Genomic DNA, 26,815 nt, shown 5'->3' with positions numbered 1-26,815 from the left:
TTTGAATTCGCTGGGGACCCGTGGATGAAACCGATTCTTGCAATGGCGGCCCTCGCCCTTGTGCTGACTGGCTGCGCCAATACTGAAAGCCAGCGGGACAGAATGCTGATCGGTGCCGGTCTTGGTGCCGCGACAGGCGCTACGATCGGTGCGGTCGCCGGTTCAACCGTTAATGCGACGATCGCCGGGGCGGCTCTTGGTGCCGTCGGTGGCGGCCTCGTCGGCGTCGTCACCACCCCGCGCAACTGCATTGCCCATGACCTGAATGGCACACCCTACAAGGTGCGATGTCCCTGAGCGCCCTCGCCCGTTGAAGCTCACCGAAGCAACCCAAACCAACTCGCCTTGATTTATGCGTCCGAACCGGAGGTTATGACTTGACCTTCAGTCTGCGCCGCATCGACGATGGTGGCCTGCCGTAAAGCGCCCTGAACACATCATTGAAGCGCCTGACACTCCGGAACCCGGCTGCAAAAGCGATTTCGGCAATCGGCAGATCGCTTGTGTCGATCAGGCGTTTCGCGCGTTGCACTCTAACTGTTGCGGCAACCTCGGTTGGACTCGCACCGGCATGCTTGGCAAAGAGGCGCGACAGATGCCGAGACCCGATCCCAAGCGTATCGGCGAGGTCATCCACACGTCTGGCATCCAGGAAGCCTTCCTCGATGAGGCGCATGGAGCGGCCAACTGTCGTGGCGGTCCCAAGCCAGGCCGGACTGCCGGGCGCGGTTTCAGGTCGGCAGCGCAGGCACGGCCGGAAGCCAGCACGTTCTGCTGCGGCGGCCGTTGGGTAGAAGGTGACGTTGGCTGATTTTGCCGGGCGGACGGGACAAACCGGCCGGCAATAGATCCTGGTTGACCGGACCCCTGAGAAAAACAGTCCGTCAAAGGCCGGATCCCGGGCCAGCCGCGCGCGATCGCAGGTTTCCGGATCGGGAAACGATGTCAGGGCGTCTTCCATACGCCTTTGTCGCGCACCGGTGCATCAATCGTCTAGCTGAAATCGGACTCCATCGGGGGACCACGTCCGAAAGCAGCCAGCACATGCGGAACCGAACTGGGATGTTGCTCAAACTCAGAGGTTCTGCATGTCTCATTCGCGTTCGAACGCATTTCTGGAAATTGCGCTGCTGGTGCTTCTGTCCTTCCTTTGGGGCGCATCATTTACACTTATTGAGGTGGCGATTGAGACCATTCCACCGGCGACAATCGTTTTTGGTCGCCTCTTCATCGGCGCGGTGCTGTTGGTTCTTTTTGCGCTTTGGAACAGCGTCAGTTTTCCAGCATCGCCTGCCCGTTGGGGCGCTCTTTTGGTTCAGGGCGTCCTTCAAAGCGCGTTGCCGTTTACGCTGATAAGCTGGGGACAGAAACACATCGATAGTGGTCTTGCGGGCCTGTTGAACACAACGCCACCCTTGTTCGTGTTTCTCATCGGGTTCTTCCTGCTGAAAGACCGAAGCGCCGGAGCGCGCCAGATCATCGGCATCTTTCTCGGCTTCGCGGGCGTCCTGATCATCCTGGGGCCGGTGGCATTTGCAGGAGAAGGAAACTCGGTGCTTGGGCAACTGGCCGTGACAGGGGCAAGCCTCAGCTACGCTGCCGCTGCACTTTTCGCCAAACGGTTTTCCGATCAGTCACCCGTCGTGACGGCATCCTGTTCAATGGCATTCGCCGCGTTGCTAATGCTGCCGGTTTCCCTGTGGGTCGATCACCCCTTCAGTCTCTCCCCCACTCCGCCTGCACTGGCTGCTGTTGCTGCAATGGGTGTCTTTTCCACCGCGATCGCGATGGTGATCTATTTCCGCCTGATCCGCACGCTGGGACCTCTCGGCGTGACAACCGGCAGCTACCTGCGTGCCGGTTTCAGCGTCGTTCTCGGCATATTGCTTCTGGGTGAAAACCTGTCTCCAAGTCTGATTGCCGGTCTGGTGTTGATCTTTGCAGGTGTCGCTTTCGTCACCGGACACTTGAACTTGGCGACGCGAAAGCGCGAAAAACCGTAGGAGATTGATAAGGGCAACCGCTGAGCTTCGAGACCTCATGCCGCTCGGTTCCTTCGGTTGTTCGAAAAACAATGGTCTTCACCAGACGCAAAAAGCGACGATCTTCCCGGCATTTATCGCGCTTGGAGAGACTTGCTTGTTAGCCGCCCGGTCAGGTCACACCTATCCCTTGAGGTTCGAAAGTAGCTTCGGGATCAGCTCTTCTGCGATGCGTGCGGTCGCTTCGACGCGCGCTATTCGACGCGCACCGGGCCGATAGGTCAGGTACACCGAATAAGGCCGGGAGACGAGATCCGGCAGGCAGCGGACAAGGTTGCCGTGGTCAAGGGCATCGCCAACCATGAACTCGGGCAAAAAAGCGTAGCCCTGACCGGCGACAGCAAGGTCGAACAGGACGGAAAAACTGCGGGCGGCAAAAGGACCGGAGACTTTGACTGTCGACAGTGCCGACGGTGTGGCAAATGTCCAGGTGGTCTCCGGCTTGTCATCCCGAAATGTCAGACAGGGTTGTTTCTCAAGGTCTTTTGCCGACTTGACCTCGGTTTCGCCGGCCAGCTCCGGGGAGGCCACGACCCAGCATCGAAACGTGCCAAGTTCCCTGGCGACGAGCCGGTCATCCTGGAAAGATCCTATCCTGAATGCCAGATCCGTGCCTGGATCCTGCATGTCTTCAAACGCGTAAGCGGGCCGCATCACCAGCTTAAGATCAGGATAGCGCTGATTGATCGCCGGGAGCAGGTGTGAGGCGACGAGTGCACCGAAGTCCGGTGTCGTCGCCAAGTTGACCTGCCCAGAAATGCCGATGCTTTCTTCGCGTGCAATGTCCTCCAGCAAGTCTATCTCAGACAGAATGGACCGGATCCGCTGATCCAGCAAAGCACCGATAGGGGTTAATTTCACAGACCTTGCGCCGCGCTCGAGAAGCTTGACCGCGAAATGCTCCTCAAGTTGTGAGACATGTCTGCTTACGCCGGATTTTGCCATGCCAAGCTGATCGGCAGCGGCGCTGATGCCCCCCAGGCGCGCAACCGTGTGAAAGCTCAGCAGAGCGGGCAGACCGATCGTTCTAATTTCTCGAACCATGAGTTCAAATTCTTACCTCTGTTGCACATTTCAAGCAATGCCTATCTTCGCTCCATTGAACGGGCCCGACACCGGGCAGCAATAGGAGAGATCAAGATGAACATACTTGTTACGGGAGCCAGCAGCGGATTTGGCAACCTGATTGTGAGCGATCTGGCGAAAGCCGGCCACAAGGTCGCCGGCACCGTTCGCGATCCGGAAGGACGCAACGCTCAGGTAGCTGCGTCGCTGCGCGCCAAAGGTATAGAGGTCGTTGACATCGACGTGACGGACGATGCCTCCGTTGAAGCCGGCGTTGCCGCAGCCGACAAGGCTCTGGGAGGCATCGACGTTCTCGTCAATAACGCCGGCGCCGGAGCCCATGGCCTGCAGGAGAATTTTTCCGGCGAGGACTTCCGCCGCATTTTCGATATCAACGTTTTCGGCGTTCAGCGCATGACCCGCGCAGTCTTGCCGCAGATGCGCGCACGGCGGTCGGGTCTCATATTGAATGTCACGAGCCTGCTCGGCCGGGTCACAGTGCCGTTCTTGGGCCCGTACAACGCCGCGAAATGGGCTGTCGAGGCCCTCAGTGAGAATTACCGCTGGGAGCTTGGGTCCTTCGGCATCGATGTTGCGGTCATCGAACCGGGCGGTTTTCCGACAAGCTTCTTCGGCAACCTGATCACACCGTCATCCCGCGACCGGGATCAAGGCTATGGCGAACTGGCGGGCGCGCCCGAGGCGATGCTCGAAGGAATGGGCAAATCGCTCGCGGAAAACCCGCTGCAGAAACCCCAGATCGTCGCGGACAAGGTCGTCGAGGTGATTAACACAGCACCTGGTGAACGCGCTTTCCGCAATGAAGTGGATCGCAGTGGCATGGCCGATCCAGTCATTCCCTACAACGCCCAGGCTGAACGCGTGACGGAAACCCTGTTCACCGCCTTCGGCATGGAAGGCATGCTCAAGCTGAACACGGCTTCGTCCGAAGCAGCCTAGCGACGGACCGTGTTGCTCAGTACTGGCCGGCAATCCTGCCGGCCGGCTCTCTTTGCTTTCCAGATCTGACAGGATTTGCCATGACCCACCCCGCCTTCAATTCCGGCTCCGTCGCCGTCGTCACGGGCGGCGCTTCGGGCATTGGCCTCGCCGCCGCAGGAAATTTCGCCCGCATGGGAATGCGCCTCGTGATTGCCGACAAGGCTGCCGACAAGCTCGCGGATGTCGCTGAAACCCTCCGCCTGGCCGGTGCCAGTGACATCATGACGGCAGAGCTCGATGTCTCCGATCGGAGCCAACTGCAAGCGCTCGAGACGAGGATCGCAGACCGGTTCGGAGGTACGGACATACTGATGAACAACGCCGGGATTGGCGGAAAATCATCGACGCTGGAGGCACTTGACCCCTGGCAGAAGGTGTTTGGCGTCAATTTCTGGGGTCCGGTAAACGGCACGCAAGTCTTTGCGCCGAGGATGATGGAACGCGGCAGACCGGGTGCGATCATCAACACCGGATCGAAGCAGGGACTTACCACACCGCCCGGAAACCCGGCTTACAATGTCTCAAAGGCGGCACTCAAAACCTACACCGAGGCGCTCGCACACGAGTTGCGCACATCCGTCGGTGACCGCATAACCGCGCATCTCCTGATCCCGGGTTTCGTATATACCGGTATGATCAACGCGCCCGAAAAACCGGCTTCTGCCTGGACGGCGGAACAAACGGCCGATTTCTTTTTCGACAGTATGAACCGTGGCGACTTTTATATTCTCTGCCCGGACAACGACGTCACAAGGGAACTGGACGAAAAACGAATTGCCTGGGCCGTCGGAGACCTGATCGAAAATCGCCCGCCTCTCAGCCGCTGGCACCCGGACTTCAAGGACGCCTTCGCCGCATTCATCAATGAAGAAAGATAAATCTTTGGACAGGTTCCCGCCTATACCGAAGGCGCGGATCGCAATGACCCAGGCTCAATCTCCGCTAAAGGCAGCACCTTAGCGCTGAACGATCGACTTGAGGCCGAGCAGGACCGCGGCTCCGATCATGAAGCCTCCGCCGATCCGCTCGATCCAGACCTTGGCGGCCCCCTTGAAGCGCGCCGCGATCCAGCTGGCGCTGAAACCATATGCCGACAGGAAAAGCCCATCCATCACAAGATAGGTCGCAGACAGGATCAGGAATTGCGGCCAGAACGCCGCATCGCCGGAAATGAATTGCGGAAACAGCGCCGCAAAGAAAACAACAGCTTTCGGGTTCGCTGCAGACGTCAGAAAACCCTGCATCCAGAGGCTCTTGAGCGAAACGACAGGGCGTTTTTCCATCAGGTGCGGATCGTCGGACTTTGCGCGCCTTATCATGCGCACACCAAGCCAGATGAGGTAAGCGACGCCGGCCCACTTGATCACGGACAGGGCCGCACCTGACGCTGCGATGACAGCAACCAGACCAAGCCCGGCAGCCAGCATCTGGAGAGCATTTGCGGACAAGTCTCCTGCAGCCGTGAACAAGGCGCGCCGGAAGCCCTGCGTCCCGCTGTTCGACAGCATCAGGAGCTGGCTCGGACCAGGGGTGCTCATGAGAGCGAGCACGGTTGCCACGTAAAGAGTCCAGACGTCGAAACTCATTTGATCACCTTGTAAAAGCTGCCGTTTCCTCTGCTCACTTTCCGACAAATTGGCTCCGATGACAACGCCACACCCAGGCAGTCTGCTTGTCTCTGCGCTGCCGGGCTAAGTCATTCCCGCAAACTCATCCAAGCGCATGGGTCCGGTCCCTAAGCCGGATATGCAGACTGGTCCGCGCGACTGGGCGGTGTACCGTAGTAGGCACTGAAATCCCGGCTGAACTGCGCGACGCTGAGATATCCGACAGCACGCGCGGTTTGCGCCACGCTCATCCTGCTGAACACAAGCAGGCTCTTTGCCCGCGCCAAGCGTTTTCGTTTTTGATACTGCAACGGTGAAAGACCTGTCACAGCCTTGAAATGCCGGTGCAACGAGGCAGGACTCATGCCGGCAGCGGCGGCCATGCTGCCGACACCGGAATAAGTTTCGCCCGCACAGTCCAGTTGTCGCAAAATCTCCACGATCCGCGCCTCCGGCGTGTTGTTCTGGGTCTGACCCAGCAATACCCGGCCATGTCTGTCGTGAAGCGCGTGGAAAAACACTTCCCGCAAGGTGTTTGGGCCCAGGATTTCCGCTTCGACGGGATTTTTGAGCTGACAAGCAAGACGGGTGACGGCATCGAGCATCGGAGCACTCAACGTCAGCGCTTCGATGCCCAACCCGGATTGCGCCTGTATCTTGGGCAAGTCATGGGAGGCAATCGCTTCTCCAAGGTTTCGCAGCTCCTCGGGCTCGATGCTCAGGAAAATCCCGACAAGCGGTTCTTCGCTGGAGGCAAAAGTCTCGCACTCAAAAAACAACGGCAGCCCAACGGCAAGATATTGTCCGGGACCATATTCAATCCGCTGGTCCTCAAAGAACCCGATCTTGCGCCCGGAAACGATAATCGCAATCCCGGGCGTGTAGCTCAATGGCGCACGTGCGACAGGTCCATCCGACCAGAACAAGCGAACGGATGGAAGCGCGGTTTCAATGAAGCCGAGAGACTGAGAAGCGCTCTGCTGGTCCCGCAGGGTTTTGACGCTGGATTTCAGGACGGCGAATGAGCCTTCTGGATTGGACATAATGCGAAAATGGCACGAAAAGCGCTCGATACGCCATTCAATTTGGCCCATTTGAGAGAATCCGGCATGAAATTGAGCCGAACTGAAATTCCGTCGAAGTTTGCATGTGCCTATTTCCAAACCGTGGATTTGTCTTGGAGATAGTAATGACGGATACAACGATTGTTCCTGCCGATAAGCTCGCTGTGGTCAAGGCGCTTGCCGGGTTCGCCGTAAAGCCTGCATTCCGGACACCGGTGCACAAAACGCCCGCCGATCACGGGATCACCGACTGGGAAGATGTCTATTTCCCGTCCGACGACGGAACGCCCCTGGAAGGGTGGTACGTGCCTGCCGCTGGCGGTGAAAGCGACAAGCTGATCATCATGAACCACCCAATGCCGATGAGCCGGTCGGGCTTCACGGGACATTACGGCGAGCCGTGGAGCCAGGTTGACGACATCGAAATTGATTTCGTCGCGCACATCGCCCACCTCGTGCGCGCCGGCTACAACGTCCTCGCTTACGATTTGCGCAACCACGGCAATTCCGGCGCGGCCAATGGCGGCATTTGCGGGATCGGGCGTTACGAGTGGCGCGACTGCGTGGGCGCAAAAACCTTTGTTGATCAGCATCCGCGTTTGTCGAAGATGAAGCTCGGCCTCTACAGCCAGTGCACCGGAGGCAATGCGCAATATGAAGCCATGTCGCGCCGTCCGGAGATGTTTGAAGACGTTTTGTGCATGCTCAGCCCGTTGGTGGTGTCGATGACGGCGCTGATGGGTCAGTTCGCGAAGCTGCAGGGTGTCGGCGATTACCTGGACACAATGGATTTCGAACAGAAGAAGCTCGGCGGGTTTTCAAATCCGGAAATGACACCGCATCTGTTTGCCGCGGATGTGAAGGTGCCGACTTTTGTCGTTCAAGTGCGCGACGATCTTTGGACGACGCCGGAAGACGGCCGGAAAACCTTTGATCTTTTGGGCTCAAATGAAAAGGAGCTGTTCTGGATTGAAGGGACGACACGTCGCTTCGATGGCTATAATTACTTTGGGCACAATCCGGAGCGCATGATTGCCTGGTTCGACAAGTACATGAACTGAAGCGACTTTGGACCCTCACTCCGGTTTCGAGGGTGAGCGACTGTTTTTTCCCGCAGCGTTGAGTTCCCAGAAAGGCAGGCACGGATTTCACCGTGCCAGCCAGTTCAAAGCCATGAATAGGAAAGCGGGAAACGGTCCCGCTCCCAGAAAGTCAGGACTCGCCCGCCATCAACTTGTCGACATAATCGTCAAACGTGATCGTCCCGCCCTCTTCCTCGGTCCGGGCGCGTGCGTCCTCGGGCAAGGATGTCTGGATCATGTCAATGCGTTTCCAGGAGGGATGAGGCTGCGCTCCGGCCGCATCCGGAACATACGGGCTGTCCGACACGCGCGTGTGTTTGTGGATGTAGCGCCCGCAATTCAGGAAACAGGAGGTGACCTTGACCCGCACCAGCATGGTCGCGCCCGGATACCGCGCCATTTCCGGATCGTCCGTAGACAAAGTTGCGGTGCCCTGGACGCGGACACGATTGGGTGTTTCCATATCGATGAACAGGAGACCGACCTTCGCGCTCGACTGGATGTTGCCCATCGATTTGAACATGCCGTTGCCGTCATAGCTCGGGAATATCAGCTCGCGGGAATTCAGTACCTTTACGATCCCGACCGGTCCTCCCTTGTAGCTGACCGTTGGTTCGCCGTCGGCGCTGACCGTGGACAGAAAGAAGAAATCGCGGCTTTCGATAAACGGAACCTGCGGGTCTTCGATCTCGTCTCGCACAATCGCGGTAACGACCGTATCAGCCAACTTTGTGCTGTCGAACTTTGCCTGCAGGTCACGCTGGTCATCGGTATAAAATTCATCGGCCGTAAGCATCATCGTCCTCCCTTCGCCTGGCGAAGGCGCGCAGCCGAGATGACGTCTGCGCACCGTTCCGCTCACTCAGCTGCTTCCGACGCAGGCGCGGCATCCACCGGGTCGACTGCCTCAAGCGGACGTGCCGCCTCGTTGTCGAACGCCATGACCGCCGGGCTGGGTTTCTTGTTGAACATCAACCGGAACACATCCGGGCGCGCATAGTGACCGCACGGGTCCGCAGCCGCTTTGCCGATGGCAATCATGTTGAGATCGATTTCCGCAACAACCAGGCCTTCCTGGTCGGGCGCAATATTCTCGCCCAACGGGGCGCCGTCCGGCCCGAAAATACGGGCGTATCCGCCGCCCTTTTTCAGCAGTTGCTGCTTGACCGGCGTATCGCAGAAGAACTCGACCATCTCGTCCGACACGACGGCACAGGCGGCAACCACGAAGCATTGACCTTCAACGGCGTACATTCTGGTCGCCGCCACATTGACTTCGGGTCCAAGCGCATACGCGCCGCCTTCATAAACCGAGAAACTCGGCCAGGCAGCAGCATGGATCTGCTCGTTTTGCGAATACATCGCATATTTGTTCAAGGGCTGCAGGTGTTCCCAGCAGCACAGCGCACCGACACGGCCAAGGTCGGTGTCATGAACCACCATGTCGCTGCCGTCGCCCTCGCCGTAGACAGACCGCTCCACATGCGTGGGCTTCAGTTTGCGGCGGCGTGAAATGATTTCACCGTCAGGGCCATAGTGGAACTGGCCCATATAGAGCGTACCGTTCACATTCCATGACACGCCCATGATGACATGCATGTCGTTGTCCTTGGCCGCCTTTGCCAGGCGTTTGTCCTCGGCGCTATCGGCAACGAGCGAGTTTGCGACGTAACCGGGCACGTGTGGCATATACATGGCTGCCGCGTCGAGCCAGATATACCAGGGGTAGCCCGGCAGGAACGTCTCGGGAAACACGATGAGTTTGGCGTTCTGGCTTGCTGCTTCCTCAATCAGCCTGATCGCCTTGTCGACGCTTGCGGAAAGGTCCATGAAAATGGGCGCGGCCTGAACGGCAGCGGCTTTGAAAGGTTGGGTCATGCGTGTCTCCCTTGGAATGGAACTTTCCAGGCAGTCTCGCAGGTCGCGGCGAACCCGACTTCGCAATCCGGGCGGAAAAATCACCCATTCTGAGCGGAAAACCCGGTCGGTTTCGCTTCTTGGGCGGCGCTGTGCTAAATACAGTGCCCAGGAGGTTTGGCTGATGTCACGACTGCTCAGCACGCAGAGCGTTCGGCAAGAGGACAGCTTCGCGTTCTGGCGCGAGGCGGTATGCGAGTCCTACGTTCAGCTTGAGTGTGACAGCGAGAAGCCGGAAAACTTCAAGGGAGAAATCCTGCTCAATCGCCTCCCGAGCATTTCCACGTCCTTCGTTACCGGCAGCCAGCAGTTTGTCAAACGCAGACGCAAGGATGTTGGCCGCGCCAACGACGAGAGCTTCCTCATAAGCCTGCAGCTGGAAAAAGCGGGGACCATCAGCCAGCAAGGCCGGGAGGCGCACCTGCGCCCGGGTGATTTCGCCCTCTACAGCAGCGTCGACCGTTACAGCCTTGACCTTCCGGACGGGTTTCGCCAGCTGGTCGTCCAGATCCCGCGCGACATGCTATTGGCGCGCATTCCGCAGGCAGACCAGTTGACCGCAATCTCCGTACCAGGCGACAGCCCGTTCGGCGCAATCGTTCACGATAGCGTCACGCGGTTGATCAGCGTCGTCGATCAGTCCGGCGACACTCTCAAATACTCGTTGCAAGACACGGTGGTCGATCTGTTTGTGACCGGGCTCGCATCCTTGAAGGAGATGCGCTTTGAGCTGTCGCAGCCCGAACGGCAGTTGCTGTTGCGGGCAGATGCCGCAATCAGGGCGAACTTCCACGACCCGGATTTCGATCGGGCTGCGCTCGCGTCAACGCTCGGCGTGTCGGTCCGGCGTCTCTCCGAAGTCTTTCGCGCAGACCAGAGATCGATCTCAGCCGCGATCCGTGACATGCGTCTTGGCCGGATTGCCGACGATTTGAGAGATACGCGCAACGCCCGCCAGTCCATCGGCGAGATTGCCTTTCGCTGGGGAATAGCCAACCAGCAAAGCCTCGTGCGCGGCTTCCAGGCGCGATACGGCGAAAGCCCAAGATCTTTCCGAACGCGCCACGCAGCTGCTGTCAAACCAGATTGATTACATGAGAGTTCGTCTCAGGCGCATCGTTCAAGCGCACGAAAAAAGGCCGGTCGAAACGACCGGCCTTTTCGGTTCCCTTGAACGGATGCGTTATGCCGCCCGGCTCTCGCCGTTCTGCGTGAGCGCAGTTGCCGGATCGACATAGTCGTAGCCGAGTGCTTCCGCCACGGCTTCGCAGGTCACCTGCCCGCCGATCACGTTGAGACCCGGCAGGAAGTGCGGGTCGTCGAGAAGCGCCTGCTTCGCACCCTTGTCGGCAAGCGCCAGTGCGAACGGGAGCGTTGCGTTGTTGAGCGCGTAAGTGGACGTCTTCGGAACAGCACCCGGCATGTTGGCAACACAATAGTGTACGACTTCGTCGACGATGTAGGTCGGGTCGGAATGGGTGGTTGCGCGGGAGGTCTCGAAGCAGCCGCCCTGATCGATGGCAACGTCAACCAGAACCGAGCCCGGCTTCATCCGGCTGACAAGATCCTTGGACACCAGCTTCGGCGCAGCAGCACCCGCAACGAGAACGGCACCGACCACCATGTCAGCTTCAAGGACATGTTTTTCGAGCGCAGATCTTGTCGAATAGACCGTTTTCAGGGCCGGACCGAAAGTCTGGGCCAAGTGACCAAGCACAGCCGTGTTCCGGTCCAGAACCGTGACATCCGCGCCAAGGCCGATTGCCATGGTGATTGCATGAGATCCGACAACGCCGCCGCCGATCACGACGACTTTGGCCGGCTCGACACCCGGAACACCGCCGACCAGCGTACCGGAGCCGCCATGGGCCTTCTCCAGCGCCTTTGAACCGGCAATCACCGACAGGCGGCCGGCAACCTGGGACATCGGAACCAGAAGCGGCAGGCCGCCCTTGGCGTCGACAACGGTTTCATAGGCAATGCAGGTGGCACCGGACTTCACAAGATCAGCGGTCTGATCTGCATCGGGTGCCAGGTGCAGATATGTGAAGAGGACATGGTCCGGGCGCAGCATGGCGCGCTCGACGGCCTGTGGTTCCTTCACTTTCACGATCATCTGTGCCGCGTCGAAGACTTCCTTGGCGGTTGCCAGGATTTTCGCACCAGCGGCTTCATAATCCGCATCGCTCGCACCGATACCAGCTCCGGCGTTGGTCTCAACGACAACGTCATGTCCGTGAGCGACCATTTCATGAACACTGTCAGGCGTCAGGCCGACACGATATTCATGGTTCTTGATTTCCTTGGGCACACCAATGCGCATCACTTCGTCTCCTCTGGAAGCAATCTCGATTAATTTCAAGTGTACGCCTGATGGGGTCGAATGTGCTTGCGTTCCACGGGTGCGTTTGCGCAATTGAGACAATTTTCTTGCGTCAAACTAGAATATTTTCAAATATCATGCCGTAAGTGCTTTCCAAAGCAGCAGTATGTGCGGTGCAACAAAATGAAACTCGATCGTCTCGACAAACGGATCCTCGACGCCCTGCAGAAGGATGGACGGATTGCAAATGCGGACCTGGCCGGGATTGTTGGCCTGTCGGCTTCTGCATGTCTGCGCCGCGTCAGGGCGCTGGAAGAAGCCGGTGTGATTGAAAATTACGTCGCTCTGCTCGATCAGCGCAAACTGGGCCGGCGCATGGATATCTTTGTCGAGATCTCGCTGACCGGCCAATCCAAGGAAACACTTGAGAGCTTCGAACGGGCCGTTGCCCGCTCAGAAGAGATCATGGAGTGTTTTCTGATGGCAGGCGATGCGGACTACATTCTTCGCCTGACCGCCGCCGATCCGGTCGATTTCGAGCGCATTCACAGGGACCACCTGTCACAGCTTCCGGGCGTGCTCAAAATGAAGTCGTCCTTCGCGATCCGCCCGATCGTCAAACGCACGGCGATCCCGCTTGAAACGGGCAATTGAACCAGGCTTTTGCACTGATAGACACACCTGCAGGGATGGCTTATTGCAGTCTCGACGCCGGATGCGGTCGGATATATAGTCCGCTTCCGATCTTTTGCTTGGCGTTTCAAGGAACCTGCCTCGGTGTCCCACACGATCACCCGATTTCTCGACACAACGTATCAACTTGGCGAATGCCCGACCTGGGATGACAGACACAATCGGTTGCTTTGGGCCGATATTCAGGGCCGCACGATCCAGTCGATGGACTGGGAAAGCCGCGATGTCACCACCTGGTATTTCGACAATGAAGTCGGGTCGTTTGGATTGACCGATGACGACCGGCTGATCGTCGGCGTCTGGGACAAGGTTCTGCTGTTCGATCCGAAGACTGAGAAAAGCGAAGTTCTTGCGGAAGTCCAGGCCGACCAGCCGGGAACGCGCCTCAATGACGGCAAGATCGGACCGGACGGCGCCTACTGGGTCGGCACGATGGACACCGCCTCACCCCGAGAGCCAATTGCCGGTCTTTACCGGGTCGATGCCGGCGGCAATGTCGAGGAAATCCGAGACGAATTGCTCTGTTCCAACGGCCTCGCCTGGAGCGCTGACGGCGCGTACATGTACCATGCCGATTCAACCCCCGGCTGGATCGAATGCTATGCCTTTGATCCGGCAACCGGCGCACTCGGCTCGAAAATGCTGTTTGCACAACAGACCAACGAGACAGGCCGCCCGGACGGCGCGACTGTCGATGCAGACGGCAACTACTGGAGTGCGGGCGTTTCCGCCGGTTTGCTCAATTGCTTTGCGCCGGACGGCAATCTGCTGGAAGCGATCAAGATGCCGGTGCCAAAACCGACCATGCCCTGCTTCTGCGGCCCTGACCTTGACCAGCTGATCGTCACGACCATCAAGCAGCCGTCCGATCCGACGGCAATCGAGCCGGACACCCTGTCGGGCGGCCTGTTTCTCGTGGAAGGTCACGGCAAACGCGGATTGAAAGCCGAGCGCTTCAGGACATAGGGCCCTTTTTCATCAGGAACTTGCCGGCGTTTGCGGAATCAAATCCTCAAAAGCGCGCCCACGCTGCTAGTCGGCGGAAGGCAACGTCTCGCACTTTTGGATTTTGGGCTCAGCTGTCGAAACGCGGGTTGCCGACCACCGGCAGCTTTCAACCAGAAAGTCGCCTTCTGAACCCGGCAGGCTGTCGCTGACAAAAACCGTGCTGGCGGAAAAGCCGAAAGGCTTGCTCTGCGTGCTGGCCGGGAAAAGCCGGATCAGTTCCTTGTAGGGGAAGCGCGACTTGCAGGCTTCGATGAAGCCACTTTCGAACTCACCGGAAGGGCTTGTCATCACAAGGCCATGATAAAGCGACGGCTGGGTGCCGAGCGCCGGATCGTCGATCCCCGTGGCGATGTTGATGACGTTGCCGTCCTGCACGAAATGAAGTTCAAGTGCTCTGCCGAACGTTGACGGCACCCCATCCATCACACGGTCGCAGACAACGTAGCCTTCGTAGCTACCGGTCCAGGAGAACGTCGCTTCTGCACGAGCTGTTGCAACGGACAACACCAGCAGCAAACACCCAGCCAGCGCATTGCGCGTCACAGCTTCCTCCCCTTACCAGCGGCAACCCTTGACCTTCACTGGTTGCCAGACCGTGCGAGCCGGTTGCACCAGGACCTGCCGGTTGACGGTCTTGTAGACCGCAGGCTGCTTGACGACGTGACTTGAAGCCGGCTGCACCAGAACCTTTTCCTTCTGCGTGCTGTAGATGGCCGGATGACGCACTGCCACCTTGGACGCCGGCTGGACCATCACCCGTTCGCTGACCGTTTTGTAAACGGCCGGGTGCTGAACCTTGCACAGCGTCTTGACGCCCTTGATCATCCGGTACTCCCAGCCAACGCTCGCCTTTTGCACCAGGACGTGTCGCTGACGGGTCTGGTAAACGGCGGGCGTCGTTCTATAGGAAACCCTTTCAGGCTGAACCAGAACCTTCCGGGTCTGATAGCCGTAAACAGCCGCTTTCTTGACCACGTGGCTGCTGGCCGCCTTGACCAGAACACGCTCCTGCACGGTCTTGTAGACCGCTGGAACGGTTGCTTGCTGGTAGCATTGAAGCGGCTGACCGCCTGCAAATGCGGAAGTTGCAAAAAATGGACTAATTGCCAGCGCGAACACCGCGCTCCAGGAACTGCGACGCATAAACTCATCCCCCAGTCTGGTGCAGGAAAATGACCTGCAACCTGACTTTAGGGAATTTTACCAATGCGTTAAAGCAAAAAGTTAATAGTCGTTAAGAATTTGACGCTTGTGCCGTCTTGCTGTCGGCCGTGTCCCTGGCACCCAACTCGTAATCCGTATCCTCGTTGATGATGTGACGGGCCTCTTCAGGCACCCATTCTCCCCAACGAGGCTGCAACTGATGGTCGACAGAAACACGGTCGTCGAACACGAAGCACTCCCCTTTCCAGAGGCTCTGGTCTTCGGGAACTTTCTCCAGATAGTTCAGAATGCCGCCTTCCAGGTGATAGACCTCGTCAAACCCGTTTTTCAGCATCCATGCGGTTGCCTTCTCGCAACGGATGCCGCCGGTGCAGAACATGGCGACCTTCGGCTTTTTCTTGAGGTCGTCCTGGGCATTCACCCAGTCCGGAAACTCCCGAAAAGACTGCGTTTCCGGATTGAGCGCCTTTTCGAATGTTCCAAAGGCGTATTCGTAGTCGTTCCGGGTGTCGATCACGATAACGTCTGGATCCTTGATCAGCTCGTTCCAATCCTCTGGCTTGACGTATTCGCCGACAATCTCGTTGGGATCGATGCCGTCCACCGCTAAACGAACAATCTCCTGCTTCAGGCGCACCTTCATGCGCTTGAACACATGACGGTGGGTCCACGCTTCCTTGTGGGTCAGATCTTTCATACGCGGATCGGCGCGCAGATGCGCAAGCACCGATCGCACACCTGCTTCCGGCCCGCAGATGGTGCCATTGATGCCTTCTGAAGCGAGCAGCAGGCTGCCGCGCACATCATGCGCAACGCAATAGGCCTTGAGGTCGTCGCGCATCGCTTCATGGTCGTTCAGCGGCGTGAACTGATAAAGGGCAGCAACAAGAAAATCGTTCATCGGAATTGTTCTTTTTCTTCTGAAAGCGCTCCGCTCGCACAGGTAGCGGCTCGCCGGGCATATCATTTGGTGTCGTCCATACCCAAGTTGCACCCTCATAACCCAGAGCTCCAGCGCTGAAAAGTCCGCAGTTTATCTGATGACTTTCCTTGCTCTACCGGATCGGGGCGTCTGGTCCCTGCCCGTCTATTCAACGTTGCGAATGGTTTCTTTTGGTTTCGGGATATTTCTTTTCTGATCAGAACTTTTATATATTCGAATTCTCACATAATTGCGTGAATCGACCAGATTCTGAAAAGTCGCAGTTAAAACTGGATAATTGGTCAGAAAATCGATATTATTAGCCATGGCCATACAAATGCACATAGACCCCGCGCAAGAACCATCGGCAACCCAGCGTGCGTATCTTGCAATCAGGCGAATGATACTGATCGGCGAATTGCCGCCGGGCGAAAAACTGAAGATCGAGAAACTCCGTACGATCCTGAGTATGGGCGGTTCTCCGATCCGTGAAGCCTTGACGCTGCTCGTTTCAGACCTGCTCGTGGAACGGCTGGACCAGCGCGGATTCAGAACGGCGGATATCAGCCCGTCCAATTTTGCCGAAATCCTCAACCTGCGCTGTCACCTTGAGGAGATGGCGCTCAGGGAGAGCCTGGCGGCCGCCGACCATGCCTGGGAGGATAAGCTCGTCATTTCGCATCACCGGATGATGCGCGAACCACGCGCCAACGTGGAACGGTTCGAGGAATTGCACAAAGCGTTCCACATGAACCTGCTCAGCGCCTGCCATTCCCTGGTGCTGTTGAAGTTCTGCAATCAGCTTTACGACCTGAACATCCGCTACCGCTACCTGGCGGGCCAGGCGCTGAATTATTCCAAGCGCGATATCAGCAAGGAACACACCGATATCATGAACGCCGCCGTTGATCGCGATGCGGACACCGCCTGCCGGCTGCTGCTTGATCACTATCGCAACACCGGCGCGTTTCTGGAAAAGCACTTTTCGTCGGAAGCCGCCGAATAGACGGCACCGTCAGAACAGGAAAAACAACGGGCCGGATTGTTCCGGCCCGTTTGCATTTTGCAGAAGGGGCTGAATTGCCCTCTGTTGTGCCACAGCTCGCCATAAACTCACTGCAAAGGAGGTGGTCCCGGATCTTGTCCGGGACAGCTCAGGTGGCAGTTGCCTGCACCTGCGTCAAACGTTGTCCCGAACAAGCACCAGGTCGAAATCAGCCAAAAGATACGGCTCGTCGACCTTTCCGGAGAGCACGTATCCGTCGGACGGGAAAGATCCCGCCGGCTGTTCGATGTAGGTCATCACCAGATCCTCGCGCACACCAAAGACCGTGTCCTCATCGAGATAAGGATCGTCATCGGGGAAGATCTCCGTCACAAGCGTCCTGAAGCCGGGAGCCTTGACGATATAGTGCAGGTGGGACGGCCGCCAGGGATGACGCCCGCTGGCGTTTAGAATGTCGCCAACCGGGCCGTCGCTCGGCACGGTATAACTGACGGGCTTGACCGTGGTGAACCCGTAGTGCCCGTCCTTGCCCGTCGTTTGAATGCCGTGGAAGGAATACGTGTCCTGCTCGGGATCCTGGCTGGAATACATCCCGTTGGGTGCCGTCTGCCAGATGTCCAGCTCCGCGCCTTCGATCGGATTGCCGTCTTCGTCCCGGATCGTCCCCTTCGCCAGAAGCACCTGACCGTCATAGTCACGGCGCATGTCGCCGCCAATTGCAAGCGGTGGCGCGCCGGTTATATGGAACGGGCCAAGGACGCTGGACGACGTGCCTTTCGGGCTCGAATGCAGCATGTCGACAAGAGACGACAGCCCGAGCACATCGGACAAAAGCACGAATTCGTGGCGCTCGGCATCGGAGATATTGCCGGCCCATTCCAGGAACTCGATGCCCTTGCGCCATTCGTCATGGGTAAGGTTGGTTTCCCGGGCAAAATCATGCAGGTGCGTGACCAGACTCTTCAGAACTTCTTTCAGGCGCGGATCCGTGTCCGGACCGAAATACCCCATGAAGACGTCTGTTATGTTGTCTTTCGTGACGTGACGCATGGAACCTCTCTTAGTTCAAGATCGCCAGGCTGAGCGACGGCCAGCGGATCAGCGCAATGAGGACGACCAACATCACCAGCGCGAAGGGGAACGCGCCAATGAAAACGTCCTTCAGCGAAATTCGCGGATCGTTCAACGTGGCTTTGATAACGAAACAGGATATGCCGAGCGGTGGCGTGAGCAAGCCGATCTCTGCTCCGACAACCGTGATGATACCGAACCAGACGAGCGAGAGACCCATCGGCTCGACGAGCGGCAAGAACAGCGGCACGACAATCAGGATGATCGACGCCGTGTCGAGGATCGTTCCCAGGAAGATCATCAACAGGACATAGAAGACCATGATCCAGAAGAAGGTCAGCTGTGTATCGTTCAGAAGGTCGCCAAGCTCGTTCGGCAGCCCGGCAAGCCCGAGCATGCGGCTGTAGATCGACGCCGCCGTGATCAGGAACAGGATCGAAGCGGTGATGTGACCGGTCTCCAGAAGCGCTTGCCAGAGCGTTTTCAGGGTCAGCTTCTTGCGGAAAGCTGCAATGAGAAGACCGAGCAGCGAGCCGGTTGCGCCCGCCTCCACCGGCGTCAGCCAGCCCGTATAGATTCCGCCGAGCACGGCAACAATGAGGACAAGCGTTGGCAGCGTCTTGTCGGCAATCTCAAGCGGCGACATCCACTCCACTTCCTCCGCAGGCCGGCCACCGACATATTTCGGCGTCAGACGGCCCATGAGGAAGATCGCGATCACGTAAGCGATCGCGAGCAGAATACCCGGGACGACCCCGGCCAGGAACATGTCGCCGACGCTTTGTTCGGCAACAAAGGAATAGATGATCAGCATCGCGGAGGGTGGAATGATCATGCCCAGGACCGACGAACCGGCAACGACGCCCACGGCAAAGCGGGGATTGTAGTCGAATGCCAGCATCTGTGGCACGGACACTTTCGAGAACACGGAAGCAGACGCGATCGACGAACCGGTCACGGCGGCAAAGACGGCATTTGCGCCAACGGTTGCCATACCGATCCCGCCCTTGACGCGCTTGAACCCGGAATTCATCACGGTATAGATGTCCGAGCCGAGCCCTGCCTTGGAGACGATCAGCCCCATGAAGGTGAACAGCGGCACGGTCGCGAACGTGTACTCCATGACGCTGTCGCCAATGGCGATTTTCAGAAGATTGATGGCCAGGTCGAAATTGTCCCGCATCAATATGATCGAGACGAAGGACACGAGACCGAGCGCAATCGGAATGTAGACGCCGAGATAGACCAGAACGACAATCGCGACGACCGACAGGATGCCAATTTCAAAAGGTGTCACGAGTTTTCCTCTGGGTGTTCGTCGAGACGGACCGCCTCAACCTCGGCGTCTGGCATCAGGACTTTGATGAAGAACACGAGCGTGCACAAAATCGAGCTTAGGAAGATGACGAGCTTGATCGGCCACCAGGGGGCTGTGAAGACACCCGGAACACCGAAAAAGTCCTTGGTTTCATACATTTCCAGGAATTCCGGCCAGATGGCATAAGCCACCAGCCCCATGAAGACGGCAGAGACGAAGTTGATCGTCCGCCTGATGGAGCTCGCGGCGCCGGGCCTGGTTGTGGAGAGAATGGTCAGAAAGCCGTCGGAGCGCGTGAGCCGGTTCATGCGCACGACATCCGGCAATTGCATAAAGACGATCAGCACCATGGAAAACTGAACCACTTCGTACGCCCCCCGGAAGGGGGCGTTGAAGAAGTTTCGGGCCACAACGTCATAGTTCACGATCAAAACCAGCGAGAGAACTATGAGTGTGCCAACTGCGTTGGCTCCGATCGCGATCCAGCTGGCCAGTTGGGATAAGGCGCGAACGCCAGGGATGTTTTGAGACAGCATTCTGGCGCCCCGCTTATCGTTCGCTGCTGCTACTGAGACAGGTCAGCCGTCCAGTCGCGTGTCGGGGTGTGGCCCGCATCCTTGAGCTTGGTCATGTAGGATTTCAGCATGTCGCTGCCCGGCTCACCTTTCGAGTCAAGCTGAGCGGCCCATTCAACCGCAAGGTTGGGCATGGCATTCGCCCACTCTTCGCGCTCGGCGGGATCCATTTCGACAATGGTGCCACCTGCCTCGACATACTTGTCACGGCTGGCCTGTGCGCGGTCCATGGCAATCCCGGCGACGTGGTCACGATACTCAACCGCAACTTCCTGCAAGACGTTTTTGACTTCGTCCGGAAGACCGTCCCAGTAGTCCTTGTTGACGGTGATGGTCTTTGAGTTCACAGCCCCGAGGTCGGCCTTGAGCATGTAAGGGGCGACTTCCGCAATCTTGAACGTGCTGGCAGCTTCCGGCCACAGCATCGCGTTGTCGACGAGACCTGTCTGCAACATGTTGTAGAAGTCGGTCAGTCCGCCACGCACACCTGCCGCACCGTCGATGCCTTCCAGGTAGCGAAGGTTCATGCCGGCACCGGCTACCTTGCTGCCCTCAAGCGCCTTGATGCTGTCGATCGGCTCTTTGGAGAACACCTGGTAGGTATCGAGCACCACACCGGTTGCCAGGTAGACCTGGTTCTGCTTTTCGAACTCGTTCTGCATGGTCGGGTATTCTTTGGCGATCTCGTCAACCGCCTTTGCGACCGCGCGCGAATCCGGGGCCACGAAAGGTGTCACCGCGGAAATCGCCTGGCTCGGCAGCTTGGACGAATGGAAGATCGTTGTCACGATGCCGATGTCGCCCAGACCCAGCTTGATCCCTTCCAGAACACCCTTCGGCTTGACGATCGAGCCGCCGTAGCTTTCCTGCCAGTCCATCTTGTAGTTGCCGGTTTCAGCCAGCCGCTTGTCGACTTCAGGAATGAAGAAGTTGGTGAATTCCTTGACCCAAAGAGCACGCGCCGGATAGCCGTCGATCACGACAGCCTTGATGGTTTCCGTCGCAAAGGCCGGCATAGAAGTCGCGCTCAGGAGCGCCAGTGCAAGTGCACCCCGTCTTGTTAGTTTTCCAATCATGGCATTTCCTCCCAAGTAGAAACAGACGATCAGGCTTGCTGCCAGATCGTTTCGAGTGCGGTCCCGGATTGTTCAAACAGCTTGGACAAGGGACAGTATTTGGCAACGTCCGACGCGACACGCTGGAGATCGCTCTCCGATGCGGTCCCGTCGCTGGTTACCACCTGACGCAGCGCGACAAAGGGAACGTCAATTTCCTCCTCGAGTGTGACGCCCCGGCGATCGAACTCGCAGGTAATTTCAATTGTGAGATGTCCGACATCGACGCCGAGCTTGTCGGCGCATTTGTTGCCGATGACATTGGTACAGCCTGCAAGCGCAGCCAGCGCTGCCTCGGTTGGTGCGGGTCCAAGATTTGTACCGCCACGAGCTTCCGGTTCGTCAATCGAAAAGGTCAGATCGCGGATGTCTACGTCCGTCCTGGAATGACTGACTCCCCTGCCCGTTGACCGAAGCTTTACGACCGTTTTTTGTCTCAAGGCCATCCTTAGGACCTCACAGGAACTTGCACGCTTTGTCGAAGGGCAAGCGCGGCAACTTCTGGAACAGCGCAGTTTCGTCTGCGTAGCCCATGTTGCACAGGAAATTGGACTTCAACGTTGTGCCGGCGAAGAACTCCTCGTCGACGATCTGGTTGGAAAATCCGGACATGGCACCCACGTCGAGGCCGAGGGCCCGCGCAGCAATCATGAAATAGGCTCCCTGCAGGGTACCGTTTCGGAATGCAGTGACCTCGGAATGCTCCAGCTTGCCTTCAAAATGCGGCCGCCTGTCTTCGTGCGGAAACAGGTATGGAAGCTCCTTCCAGAACTCCAGATCATGCGCGACGATCACCGTGACCGGCGCAGACATCATTTTGTCGACGTTCTTGTCCTTCAGCGACTTTGCCAGGCGTTTCTTGGCCTCGATCGTCTCAATGAAGAAGAAGCGCGCCGGACAGGTGTTCATGCTGGTCGGACCGGCTGCCGTTATGTCGTAGATCGTCTCCAGAACGTCGCGCGGAACCGACTTGTCCTGCCAGGCATAGTGCGAGCGCGCGCCGCGCAAAATCAGATCGATGCCATCGTCGTTCAGCTTGCCGATCCGCTCACGCAGGCCGCGTATGGTCGCGTGCGCCTCCGCACGCAGCTTGGCTAGGGCCTCACCTGTTGGAGCCTTGGACGCAGCCATCGTCATTCCGCCGCCTCCGTCGCAACAATGTCTTCTTCGGCAACGATGGGGTTGGCGCAAATCCCGATGCCTTCGATTTCAACTTCCACCGTTTCCCCTGGCCGCAGCCAGCGTTGCGGCGTCTTGGCATGACCGACACCTGGCGGCGTCCCCATGGCCAGCATGTCGCCGGGCTGGAACGTCGTGAATTCCGAGACCGTTGCGATTGTTCGTGCAACGCTCCAGAGCATGTCGGACGTCGTCGCACTTTGCAGGATCTCCGATCCGACGCGCGACTCGATCTTTAGGCCATCCGCCCCTTCCGGCAATTCGTCCGGGGTAACGACAACCGGGCCGATCGGGCCGGTTCCGTCGAAATTCTTGCCTGGAGTCCACTGGTGGGTCTTGCGCTGATATTCGCGCACGGATCCGTCGTTGAAGATCGTGTAGCCAAACACGTGGCTCAGAGCATCCTTTTCGCTGATATGCTTGCCGCCCTTGCCGATGATCACCATAAGCTCGGCCTCGTAATCGAGTTGCTCGGAGATGCTCGGACGGATCATCGGCGCTCCGGCCGGGATCATCGACGTGGTGCAGCGCATGAACAGGGCCGGATAGGTCGGCACGTCATAGCCGCCTTCCTTGATGTGATCGACGTAGTTGAGGCCAAGGCACATGATCTTGCCCGGACGTTCCACCGGAAGTCCAGGAACCACAGAAGACAAAGGCTCAGCATCGACGTTGTTCTTTTGCGCGACCGCATCCTGAAGGTCGACGCGACCCTCGATCAGAGCGCTCAAATCCGTCCCGACGTTGCTGTCGCCCGCCGTCAGGTTCCATGCCCACTCGCCCTCGACGAGATAGACACCATGACCTGACATTCCTGTTCCAACTAAGAATCGCATACTAGCCTCGGTGTTTCCACATTTTTTGTTACTTTGACGACTATTTTTTAGATTGTCAAATAATATCGATTTTTTTATTCTAGCAAAAAATGGAGGTAAATCATGCCGAAATGGTCTGACTATAAACGCATCGCAAAGGAGCGCGGAGCCCTCGCGCTGGAGCTTTATGTTGTGAACACAACACCTGCCGGACCGGACGTGGATCTGCCCGGGACATTGCCGGATCATCTTGCCTATCAGGCAAAGCTGGAAGAAGAAGGCAAGTTGGCCTTCGCCGGCCCCGTCTCGGATGAGACCGGCGAAGAACTGCACGGTGAAGGCATGATAATCTACCGGGCAGCTTCGCTTGAGGATGCGCGACAGCTCGCAGAAGAAGACCCGATGCACAAAAGGGGCGTCCGGACATTCACGATCCGCCGCTGGCTCATTAATGAGGGCAGTTTCTCGCTTTCCGTGGAGCTTTCGGCAAAGAAAGCGACTTTCTCGTAGACCGGTCTCTGAACTGGCGGCTTGCTACGCCAAATTGGCAACTGGCCTGCCGAAGAAACGGACCTATCCTGTCGCTGCCCGCTGGAGATACGCATGACGATTCTTGGTGATTTGCTGTCGACAATCTTTGAACGCAGGTACCTGGCTTTCGCGCCGGACCGGCAAGACTCGCGTTCGATGGAAGAACTGACCAGCGCCCTTGTCGGCGCCACCGGCGAAGTAACCGGCCTGTCGGCTGCAACACATATCCTCAGGCGCTACCAAAATATGGAAGATGACGAAAAGCTCGCGTTTTTCCATCATCTGGCAAGCGATATGAACATCGATCCGGAGGAAGTGCGTTCGGCTCTGGAAGCTTATGAAGCTGATCCCAGCAAACAAACCTACCGCGCGTTCATGTCAGCGGTCGAACCGAACCGTCAGGAATTGATCCGCAGGCTCAACCAGATACCCGGCGCAACCGAAACGCTTGTGAAGATGCGGGCGGATCTGTTGCGGCTCGGCAGGAACGATCCGCGCCTGCAGGCGCTCGACCAGGACTTCCGGCATTTGTTCATGTCCTGGTTCAATCGAGGCTTCCTGGTTCTGCGCCCGATCAGCTGGGAAAGTCCGGCCCATATTCTGGAAAAAATCATCGCCTATGAGTCGGTTCATGAAATTGCCAGCTGGGAAGACCTGCGCAGCAGGCTTGTCCCCGGCGACCGGCGTTGCTTTGCGTTTTTTCACCCGACCATGCCGGACGAACCACTGATTTTCGTCGAAGTCGCCCTCACCGGCGACATTCCTGGTTCCATCCAGGGCCTTTTGATCGAGGACCGGGAAGCAATCACGACAGACAAGGCCAGGACCGCTGTCTTTTACTCCATTTCCAACTGCCAGGACGGGCTTGCCGGCATTTCGTTCGGCAATTCACTGATCAAGCAGGTCGTTGCCGACCTTTCGGCAGAATTGCCGGGATTGAAGACCTTCGTCACCCTGTCGCCCATTCCCGGTTTCACGAAGTGGCTTCAGTTGGAGGACATCCCCTATCACGACGCCGATGCCAAGCAGCTGCGCACGCTCGCGGCCCACTACTTGATGTCGGCAAAGCGGTCGGACGACATGCCGCTCGACCCGGTTGCCCGCTTCCACCTGGGCAATGGCGCACAGATCCACGCGGTTCATGCCGACGCGGACACTTCGGAAAAGGGCATCGCGCAGTCGGCAGGAACCATGGTCAACTACCTTTATGACCTCAACAAGGTCGCGCAGAACCACGAGCGGTTTGCCACGGCGAAGGAAATCACGGCGTCAGCCGAGATCAGGAACCTGGACGCGGCCGCCAAGAAGCAGGAGCTCAAGCGGCCGGAGAACGAAGAGGAAGCCGTTCAGGGCTAGGTTCCGCCCCAAGGCTTTTTGCCCGCCCAGGTCCACATGACCTGGGCTTTTTTGTCTTGTCACGGCGCTGTCTCGCCAAATTCTCCAATGCGGTCATCTTTTTGACGCAACTGGCGCGCAGGGGGTGTCTCCACTTTCAACGATCCGGACGATGCCTTTCGTGCCAAGCTGAAAGCACGGGTCGACACGCGAGACAAAACCGCACGCTATTCATGACCATCGATTTCACCCAGATCTTCCATCAGGACTCCGTCCTCGTGATCTTTACGATCATCGCGATCGGCTACCTGATCGGAAACATCCGAATTGCCCGGTTCGAGATCGGCGTCACCGGTGGTGTCCTCCTGTGTGCGCTTTTGTTCGGCCATTACGGCTACACCATCGATCCAATCGTTCAGTCGATCGGCTTCACCCTGTTCATTTACTCGGTCGGCTGGCAGGCTGGGCCGCAAATCCTGAACGTCCTGCGCCAGGACGGCCCGAAATATCTGGTTCTGACGATTTTCATGGCGGGCGGATCGTTTCTCCTGGTACTCGCAATCGCCTGGGCCACCGGCTTGTCCAATGCCTTCTCCGCCGGCCTGATGGCCGGCAGCCTGACAAGCACGCCGACGCTCGTTGGTGCCCAGAACGCGGTTTCGTCAGGCCTTGTCGCAGCTCCGGCAGGTGAAACAGCCAACAGCCTGATCGAAAGCATCAGCGTTGCCTACGCAATCACCTATATTTTCGGAACAGTCGGCCTGCTCCTAATCGTGAAGCTCCTGCCGAACCTCTTGCGCGTCGACCTGGTTGCGGCTGCCGAAACCTTCGCCCAGGAACGTGGATTCAAGACGGAAAACGTCGAGGACAAGATCGAACGACCCATTTTGCGGGCCTACCAGCTTGACGATCCGGAGCTGAATGGCCTCACGATTGCACAGGCGCTTGCTGCACGAACGGCAAAAGACATCAGCATCAGGTCACTTTACCGGCTGAAGCGCGGCTCGGACCTGATCGATCCCAACCATGACACGGTGATTGAAACGGGTGACAAGGTCGCTGTCTTCGCCACACCGGAAGAACATGCCAAGGCGCGGGACCTTTACGGCCTTGGCGCGGAAGTCCTGGACAGGGACCTGATCGACGCGGTTGTCGACGTCGCCGAGGTTGTTGTCACCAACCCGAACGCGGTTGGAAAATCCCTTGAACAGCTCGGCATCTACGAGCGCCACGGCTGCTACCTCACCCGCATCACCCGTTCGCAGATCCAGTTGCCGCTGTCACCCGGCACTGTGGTACAGCGCGGTGACGTCATGATCCTGACCGGAGAGCGGCGTGCGCTCGACCGGGCGATTGCCGAACTCGGTGCAGAAGACCGCAAGGCGGTGGAGACGGACCTCCTGACATTCGCCGCAGGCATTGTGTTCGGTCTCCTGCTCGGCCAGATCACGGTCAAGATCGGCGACATCAATGTCGGCATCGGCACCGCGGGCGGTCTGCTTGTGGCAGGCATCTGCGTCGGCTTCCTGCGCGCCAACCGGCCGACTTTCGGCCGCATGCCGGCGGCGGCACGCTTCATCCTGATGGAACTCGGATTGCTTTTGTTCATGGTCGGCGTGGGGCTGAACGCCGGCGGCGGCATTGCGGAAGCAATCGGGTCTGTCGGTCCGGTGTTGTTCCTGTCCGGCGTCGTGGTGACCTGTCTGCCGCTGCTGTGCGGGTACTTCTTCGGCCGCCTGGCCCTTGGCATGAACCCTGCCCTGCTTCTTGGGGCGCTGACAGGTGCGATGACCAGTACACCTGCCCTCGGGATTGTCCAGCAGGCGGCAAAAAGCACTGTGCCGGCGCTCGGCTATGCCGGCACATACGCGCTCGCCAATGTCCTTTTGACGCTCGCCGGCACGATAATCATGCTTCTTTGAACCCCTTTGCCCTCCCGGACTTGATCCGGGACCATGGCGTCGTGCGTTCAGGCCTGGCC

29 protein-coding genes are annotated in these 26,815 nt (G+C 58.1%); 12 read left to right on the top strand and 17 right to left on the bottom strand.

Features of this window, described 5'->3' with window-relative positions:
* Window positions 1-24: 24 nt before the first annotated feature.
* Window positions 25-297, top strand: a complete 273-nt coding sequence (locus RBB47_RS01215) for a hypothetical protein (RefSeq protein WP_305983891.1) — start codon at window positions 25-27, stop codon at window positions 295-297.
* Between the two features lie 73 nt (window positions 298-370).
* On the opposite strand, the gene RBB47_RS01210 is transcribed toward RBB47_RS01215, so the two are convergent.
* Entirely contained in the window at window positions 371-961 is a 591-nt protein-coding gene (locus RBB47_RS01210) for a bifunctional transcriptional activator/DNA repair enzyme AdaA (RefSeq protein WP_305983890.1), read from the bottom strand.
* A gap of 127 nt (window positions 962-1,088) precedes the next feature.
* On the opposite strand from RBB47_RS01210, the gene RBB47_RS01205 reads away from it, so the two are divergent.
* Window positions 1,089-2,003 (top strand): DMT family transporter, encoded by a 915-nt coding sequence (locus RBB47_RS01205; RefSeq protein ID WP_305983889.1) that lies wholly within the window; start codon window positions 1,089-1,091, stop codon window positions 2,001-2,003.
* Between the two features lie 162 nt (window positions 2,004-2,165).
* Here the strand turns inward: RBB47_RS01205 and RBB47_RS01200 are convergent, their stop codons facing one another.
* Window positions 2,166-3,086 carry a LysR family transcriptional regulator gene (locus tag RBB47_RS01200; RefSeq protein WP_305983888.1) on the bottom strand — a complete coding sequence of 307 codons (921 nt, stop codon included), beginning with the start codon at window positions 3,084-3,086 and terminating at the stop codon, window positions 2,166-2,168.
* 96 nt (window positions 3,087-3,182) lie between these two features.
* Here RBB47_RS01200 and RBB47_RS01195 point away from each other — a divergent pair, with 96 nt between their 5' ends.
* Window positions 3,183-4,067, top strand: coding sequence for an SDR family oxidoreductase (locus RBB47_RS01195; RefSeq protein WP_305983887.1), 885 nt, complete (start codon window positions 3,183-3,185; stop codon window positions 4,065-4,067).
* An 80-nt stretch (window positions 4,068-4,147) separates the two neighbouring features.
* Window positions 4,148-4,987, top strand: a complete 840-nt coding sequence (locus RBB47_RS01190; RefSeq protein WP_305983886.1) for an SDR family oxidoreductase — start codon at window positions 4,148-4,150, stop codon at window positions 4,985-4,987.
* A gap of 78 nt (window positions 4,988-5,065) precedes the next feature.
* On the opposite strand, the gene RBB47_RS01185 is transcribed toward RBB47_RS01190, so the two are convergent.
* Together RBB47_RS01185 and RBB47_RS01180 are read right to left on the bottom strand one after the other, a co-directional pair.
* Window positions 5,066-5,695: a LysE family translocator gene (locus tag RBB47_RS01185; RefSeq protein ID WP_305983885.1), complete on the bottom strand. Its 630-nt coding sequence runs from the start codon at window positions 5,693-5,695 to the stop codon at window positions 5,066-5,068.
* A 149-nt stretch (window positions 5,696-5,844) separates the two neighbouring features.
* Window positions 5,845-6,810: an AraC family transcriptional regulator N-terminal domain-containing protein gene (locus RBB47_RS01180; protein ID WP_305983884.1), complete on the bottom strand. Its 966-nt coding sequence runs from the start codon at window positions 6,808-6,810 to the stop codon at window positions 5,845-5,847.
* Between the two features lie 95 nt (window positions 6,811-6,905).
* Here RBB47_RS01180 and RBB47_RS01175 point away from each other — a divergent pair, with 95 nt between their 5' ends.
* Window positions 6,906-7,841 carry a S9 family peptidase gene (locus RBB47_RS01175; RefSeq protein WP_305983883.1) on the top strand — a complete coding sequence of 312 codons (936 nt, stop codon included), beginning with the start codon at window positions 6,906-6,908 and terminating at the stop codon, window positions 7,839-7,841.
* 151 nt (window positions 7,842-7,992) lie between these two features.
* On the opposite strand, the gene RBB47_RS01170 is transcribed toward RBB47_RS01175, so the two are convergent.
* Together RBB47_RS01170 and RBB47_RS01165 are read right to left on the bottom strand one after the other, a co-directional pair.
* Window positions 7,993-8,658 (bottom strand): pyridoxamine 5'-phosphate oxidase family protein, encoded by a 666-nt coding sequence (locus tag RBB47_RS01170; RefSeq protein WP_305983882.1) that lies wholly within the window; start codon window positions 8,656-8,658, stop codon window positions 7,993-7,995.
* A gap of 62 nt (window positions 8,659-8,720) precedes the next feature.
* A complete protein-coding gene (locus tag RBB47_RS01165) occupies window positions 8,721-9,740 on the bottom strand; it encodes a carbon-nitrogen hydrolase family protein (protein WP_305983881.1) in 1,020 nt (339 codons plus the stop codon).
* 163 nt (window positions 9,741-9,903) lie between these two features.
* On the opposite strand from RBB47_RS01165, the gene RBB47_RS01160 reads away from it, so the two are divergent.
* Window positions 9,904-10,869, top strand: a complete 966-nt coding sequence (locus tag RBB47_RS01160) for a helix-turn-helix domain-containing protein (protein ID WP_305983880.1) — start codon at window positions 9,904-9,906, stop codon at window positions 10,867-10,869.
* A gap of 93 nt (window positions 10,870-10,962) precedes the next feature.
* On the opposite strand, the gene ald is transcribed toward RBB47_RS01160, so the two are convergent.
* Entirely contained in the window at window positions 10,963-12,102 is a 1,140-nt protein-coding gene (ald, locus tag RBB47_RS01155; RefSeq protein ID WP_305983879.1) for an alanine dehydrogenase, read from the bottom strand.
* A 183-nt stretch (window positions 12,103-12,285) separates the two neighbouring features.
* On the opposite strand from ald, the gene RBB47_RS01150 reads away from it, so the two are divergent.
* Both RBB47_RS01150 and RBB47_RS01145 read left to right on the top strand, forming a co-directional pair.
* Window positions 12,286-12,756, top strand: coding sequence for an Lrp/AsnC family transcriptional regulator (locus RBB47_RS01150; protein ID WP_305983878.1), 471 nt, complete (start codon window positions 12,286-12,288; stop codon window positions 12,754-12,756).
* Window positions 12,757-12,879: 123 nt separating this feature from the next.
* The gene (locus tag RBB47_RS01145) at window positions 12,880-13,761 is read left to right on the top strand and encodes an SMP-30/gluconolactonase/LRE family protein (protein ID WP_305983877.1); all 882 of its coding nucleotides are present in this window, start codon (window positions 12,880-12,882) and stop codon (window positions 13,759-13,761) included.
* Window positions 13,762-13,827: 66 nt separating this feature from the next.
* On the opposite strand, the gene RBB47_RS01140 is transcribed toward RBB47_RS01145, so the two are convergent.
* The 3 genes from RBB47_RS01140 to RBB47_RS01130 form a co-directional block, all read right to left on the bottom strand.
* Window positions 13,828-14,346: a hypothetical protein gene (locus tag RBB47_RS01140; protein ID WP_305983876.1), complete on the bottom strand. Its 519-nt coding sequence runs from the start codon at window positions 14,344-14,346 to the stop codon at window positions 13,828-13,830.
* Window positions 14,347-14,358: 12 nt separating this feature from the next.
* Complete coding sequence (locus tag RBB47_RS01135; RefSeq protein ID WP_305983875.1) at window positions 14,359-14,946, bottom strand: hypothetical protein; 588 nt, start codon at window positions 14,944-14,946, stop codon at window positions 14,359-14,361.
* A gap of 91 nt (window positions 14,947-15,037) precedes the next feature.
* Window positions 15,038-15,868 (bottom strand): rhodanese-related sulfurtransferase, encoded by an 831-nt coding sequence (locus RBB47_RS01130; protein ID WP_305983874.1) that lies wholly within the window; start codon window positions 15,866-15,868, stop codon window positions 15,038-15,040.
* A 346-nt stretch (window positions 15,869-16,214) separates the two neighbouring features.
* Between RBB47_RS01130 and RBB47_RS01125 the strand changes: the two genes are divergently transcribed.
* On the top strand, window positions 16,215-16,895 hold the full coding sequence (locus RBB47_RS01125; protein WP_305983873.1) for a GntR family transcriptional regulator: 681 nt from the start codon (window positions 16,215-16,217) through the stop codon (window positions 16,893-16,895).
* Between the two features lie 174 nt (window positions 16,896-17,069).
* On the opposite strand, the gene RBB47_RS01120 is transcribed toward RBB47_RS01125, so the two are convergent.
* The 7 genes from RBB47_RS01120 to RBB47_RS01090 are packed head-to-tail and all read right to left on the bottom strand — an operon-like array spanning window position 17,070 to window position 22,989.
* Window positions 17,070-17,945, bottom strand: coding sequence for a dioxygenase (locus RBB47_RS01120; RefSeq protein ID WP_305983872.1), 876 nt, complete (start codon window positions 17,943-17,945; stop codon window positions 17,070-17,072).
* A 10-nt stretch (window positions 17,946-17,955) separates the two neighbouring features.
* Window positions 17,956-19,263, bottom strand: a complete 1,308-nt coding sequence (locus RBB47_RS01115) for a TRAP transporter large permease (protein ID WP_305983871.1) — start codon at window positions 19,261-19,263, stop codon at window positions 17,956-17,958.
* A complete protein-coding gene (locus RBB47_RS01110) occupies window positions 19,260-19,820 on the bottom strand; it encodes a TRAP transporter small permease subunit (protein ID WP_305983870.1) in 561 nt (186 codons plus the stop codon). Before RBB47_RS01110 ends, RBB47_RS01115 begins: the two co-directional genes overlap by 4 nt.
* A gap of 29 nt (window positions 19,821-19,849) precedes the next feature.
* Window positions 19,850-20,935 carry a C4-dicarboxylate TRAP transporter substrate-binding protein gene (locus RBB47_RS01105; RefSeq protein WP_305983869.1) on the bottom strand — a complete coding sequence of 362 codons (1,086 nt, stop codon included), beginning with the start codon at window positions 20,933-20,935 and terminating at the stop codon, window positions 19,850-19,852.
* A 29-nt stretch (window positions 20,936-20,964) separates the two neighbouring features.
* Entirely contained in the window at window positions 20,965-21,420 is a 456-nt protein-coding gene (locus tag RBB47_RS01100) for an OsmC family protein (RefSeq protein ID WP_305983868.1), read from the bottom strand.
* A gap of 10 nt (window positions 21,421-21,430) precedes the next feature.
* Window positions 21,431-22,111 carry a malonic semialdehyde reductase gene (locus RBB47_RS01095; RefSeq protein WP_305983867.1) on the bottom strand — a complete coding sequence of 227 codons (681 nt, stop codon included), beginning with the start codon at window positions 22,109-22,111 and terminating at the stop codon, window positions 21,431-21,433.
* Complete coding sequence (locus tag RBB47_RS01090) at window positions 22,108-22,989, bottom strand: fumarylacetoacetate hydrolase family protein (protein WP_305983866.1); 882 nt, start codon at window positions 22,987-22,989, stop codon at window positions 22,108-22,110. The genes RBB47_RS01095 and RBB47_RS01090 overlap by 4 nt, the downstream gene beginning before the upstream one ends.
* Window positions 22,990-23,091: 102 nt before the next feature.
* Between RBB47_RS01090 and RBB47_RS01085 the strand changes: the two genes are divergently transcribed.
* From RBB47_RS01085 to RBB47_RS01075, 3 genes are all read left to right on the top strand, one after another.
* Window positions 23,092-23,478, top strand: coding sequence for a YciI family protein (locus tag RBB47_RS01085; protein ID WP_305983865.1), 387 nt, complete (start codon window positions 23,092-23,094; stop codon window positions 23,476-23,478).
* A 93-nt stretch (window positions 23,479-23,571) separates the two neighbouring features.
* Window positions 23,572-24,855: a malonyl-CoA decarboxylase gene (locus RBB47_RS01080; protein WP_305983864.1), complete on the top strand. Its 1,284-nt coding sequence runs from the start codon at window positions 23,572-23,574 to the stop codon at window positions 24,853-24,855.
* A gap of 212 nt (window positions 24,856-25,067) precedes the next feature.
* Window positions 25,068-26,756 (top strand): aspartate:alanine exchanger family transporter, encoded by a 1,689-nt coding sequence (locus RBB47_RS01075; RefSeq protein WP_305983863.1) that lies wholly within the window; start codon window positions 25,068-25,070, stop codon window positions 26,754-26,756.
* Window positions 26,757-26,815: the final 59 nt, after the last annotated feature.

The organism is Roseibium sp. MMSF_3544, assembly GCF_030732845.1.
Classification (GTDB): domain Bacteria; phylum Pseudomonadota; class Alphaproteobacteria; order Rhizobiales; family Stappiaceae; genus Roseibium.
Note: the sequence above shows the minus strand (reverse complement) of the source record. Positions and strands in the feature narration are given on the sequence as shown.

Coding starts and splice junctions, on each gene's coding strand:
- RBB47_RS01215 (WP_305983891.1), top strand. CDS start 25: ATGAAACCGATTCTTGCAATGGCGGCCCTCGCCCTTGTGCTGACTGGC.
- RBB47_RS01210 (WP_305983890.1), bottom strand. CDS start 961: ATGGAAGACGCCCTGACATCGTTTCCCGATCCGGAAACCTGCGATCGC.
- RBB47_RS01205 (WP_305983889.1), top strand. CDS start 1,089: ATGTCTCATTCGCGTTCGAACGCATTTCTGGAAATTGCGCTGCTGGTG.
- RBB47_RS01200 (WP_305983888.1), bottom strand. CDS start 3,086: ATGGTTCGAGAAATTAGAACGATCGGTCTGCCCGCTCTGCTGAGCTTT.
- RBB47_RS01195 (WP_305983887.1), top strand. CDS start 3,183: ATGAACATACTTGTTACGGGAGCCAGCAGCGGATTTGGCAACCTGATT.
- RBB47_RS01190 (WP_305983886.1), top strand. CDS start 4,148: ATGACCCACCCCGCCTTCAATTCCGGCTCCGTCGCCGTCGTCACGGGC.
- RBB47_RS01185 (WP_305983885.1), bottom strand. CDS start 5,695: ATGAGTTTCGACGTCTGGACTCTTTACGTGGCAACCGTGCTCGCTCTC.
- RBB47_RS01180 (WP_305983884.1), bottom strand. CDS start 6,810: ATGGGCCAAATTGAATGGCGTATCGAGCGCTTTTCGTGCCATTTTCGC.
- RBB47_RS01175 (WP_305983883.1), top strand. CDS start 6,906: ATGACGGATACAACGATTGTTCCTGCCGATAAGCTCGCTGTGGTCAAG.
- RBB47_RS01170 (WP_305983882.1), bottom strand. CDS start 8,658: ATGCTTACGGCCGATGAATTTTATACCGATGACCAGCGTGACCTGCAG.
- RBB47_RS01165 (WP_305983881.1), bottom strand. CDS start 9,740: ATGACCCAACCTTTCAAAGCCGCTGCCGTTCAGGCCGCGCCCATTTTC.
- RBB47_RS01160 (WP_305983880.1), top strand. CDS start 9,904: ATGTCACGACTGCTCAGCACGCAGAGCGTTCGGCAAGAGGACAGCTTC.
- ald (WP_305983879.1), bottom strand. CDS start 12,102: ATGCGCATTGGTGTGCCCAAGGAAATCAAGAACCATGAATATCGTGTC.
- RBB47_RS01150 (WP_305983878.1), top strand. CDS start 12,286: ATGAAACTCGATCGTCTCGACAAACGGATCCTCGACGCCCTGCAGAAG.
- RBB47_RS01135 (WP_305983875.1), bottom strand. CDS start 14,946: ATGCGTCGCAGTTCCTGGAGCGCGGTGTTCGCGCTGGCAATTAGTCCA.
- RBB47_RS01130 (WP_305983874.1), bottom strand. CDS start 15,868: ATGAACGATTTTCTTGTTGCTGCCCTTTATCAGTTCACGCCGCTGAAC.
- RBB47_RS01125 (WP_305983873.1), top strand. CDS start 16,215: ATGGCCATACAAATGCACATAGACCCCGCGCAAGAACCATCGGCAACC.
- RBB47_RS01120 (WP_305983872.1), bottom strand. CDS start 17,945: ATGCGTCACGTCACGAAAGACAACATAACAGACGTCTTCATGGGGTAT.
- RBB47_RS01110 (WP_305983870.1), bottom strand. CDS start 19,820: ATGCTGTCTCAAAACATCCCTGGCGTTCGCGCCTTATCCCAACTGGCC.
- RBB47_RS01105 (WP_305983869.1), bottom strand. CDS start 20,935: ATGATTGGAAAACTAACAAGACGGGGTGCACTTGCACTGGCGCTCCTG.
- RBB47_RS01100 (WP_305983868.1), bottom strand. CDS start 21,420: ATGGCCTTGAGACAAAAAACGGTCGTAAAGCTTCGGTCAACGGGCAGG.
- RBB47_RS01095 (WP_305983867.1), bottom strand. CDS start 22,111: ATGACGATGGCTGCGTCCAAGGCTCCAACAGGTGAGGCCCTAGCCAAG.
- RBB47_RS01090 (WP_305983866.1), bottom strand. CDS start 22,989: ATGCGATTCTTAGTTGGAACAGGAATGTCAGGTCATGGTGTCTATCTC.
- RBB47_RS01085 (WP_305983865.1), top strand. CDS start 23,092: ATGCCGAAATGGTCTGACTATAAACGCATCGCAAAGGAGCGCGGAGCC.
- RBB47_RS01080 (WP_305983864.1), top strand. CDS start 23,572: ATGACGATTCTTGGTGATTTGCTGTCGACAATCTTTGAACGCAGGTAC.
- RBB47_RS01075 (WP_305983863.1), top strand. CDS start 25,068: ATGACCATCGATTTCACCCAGATCTTCCATCAGGACTCCGTCCTCGTG.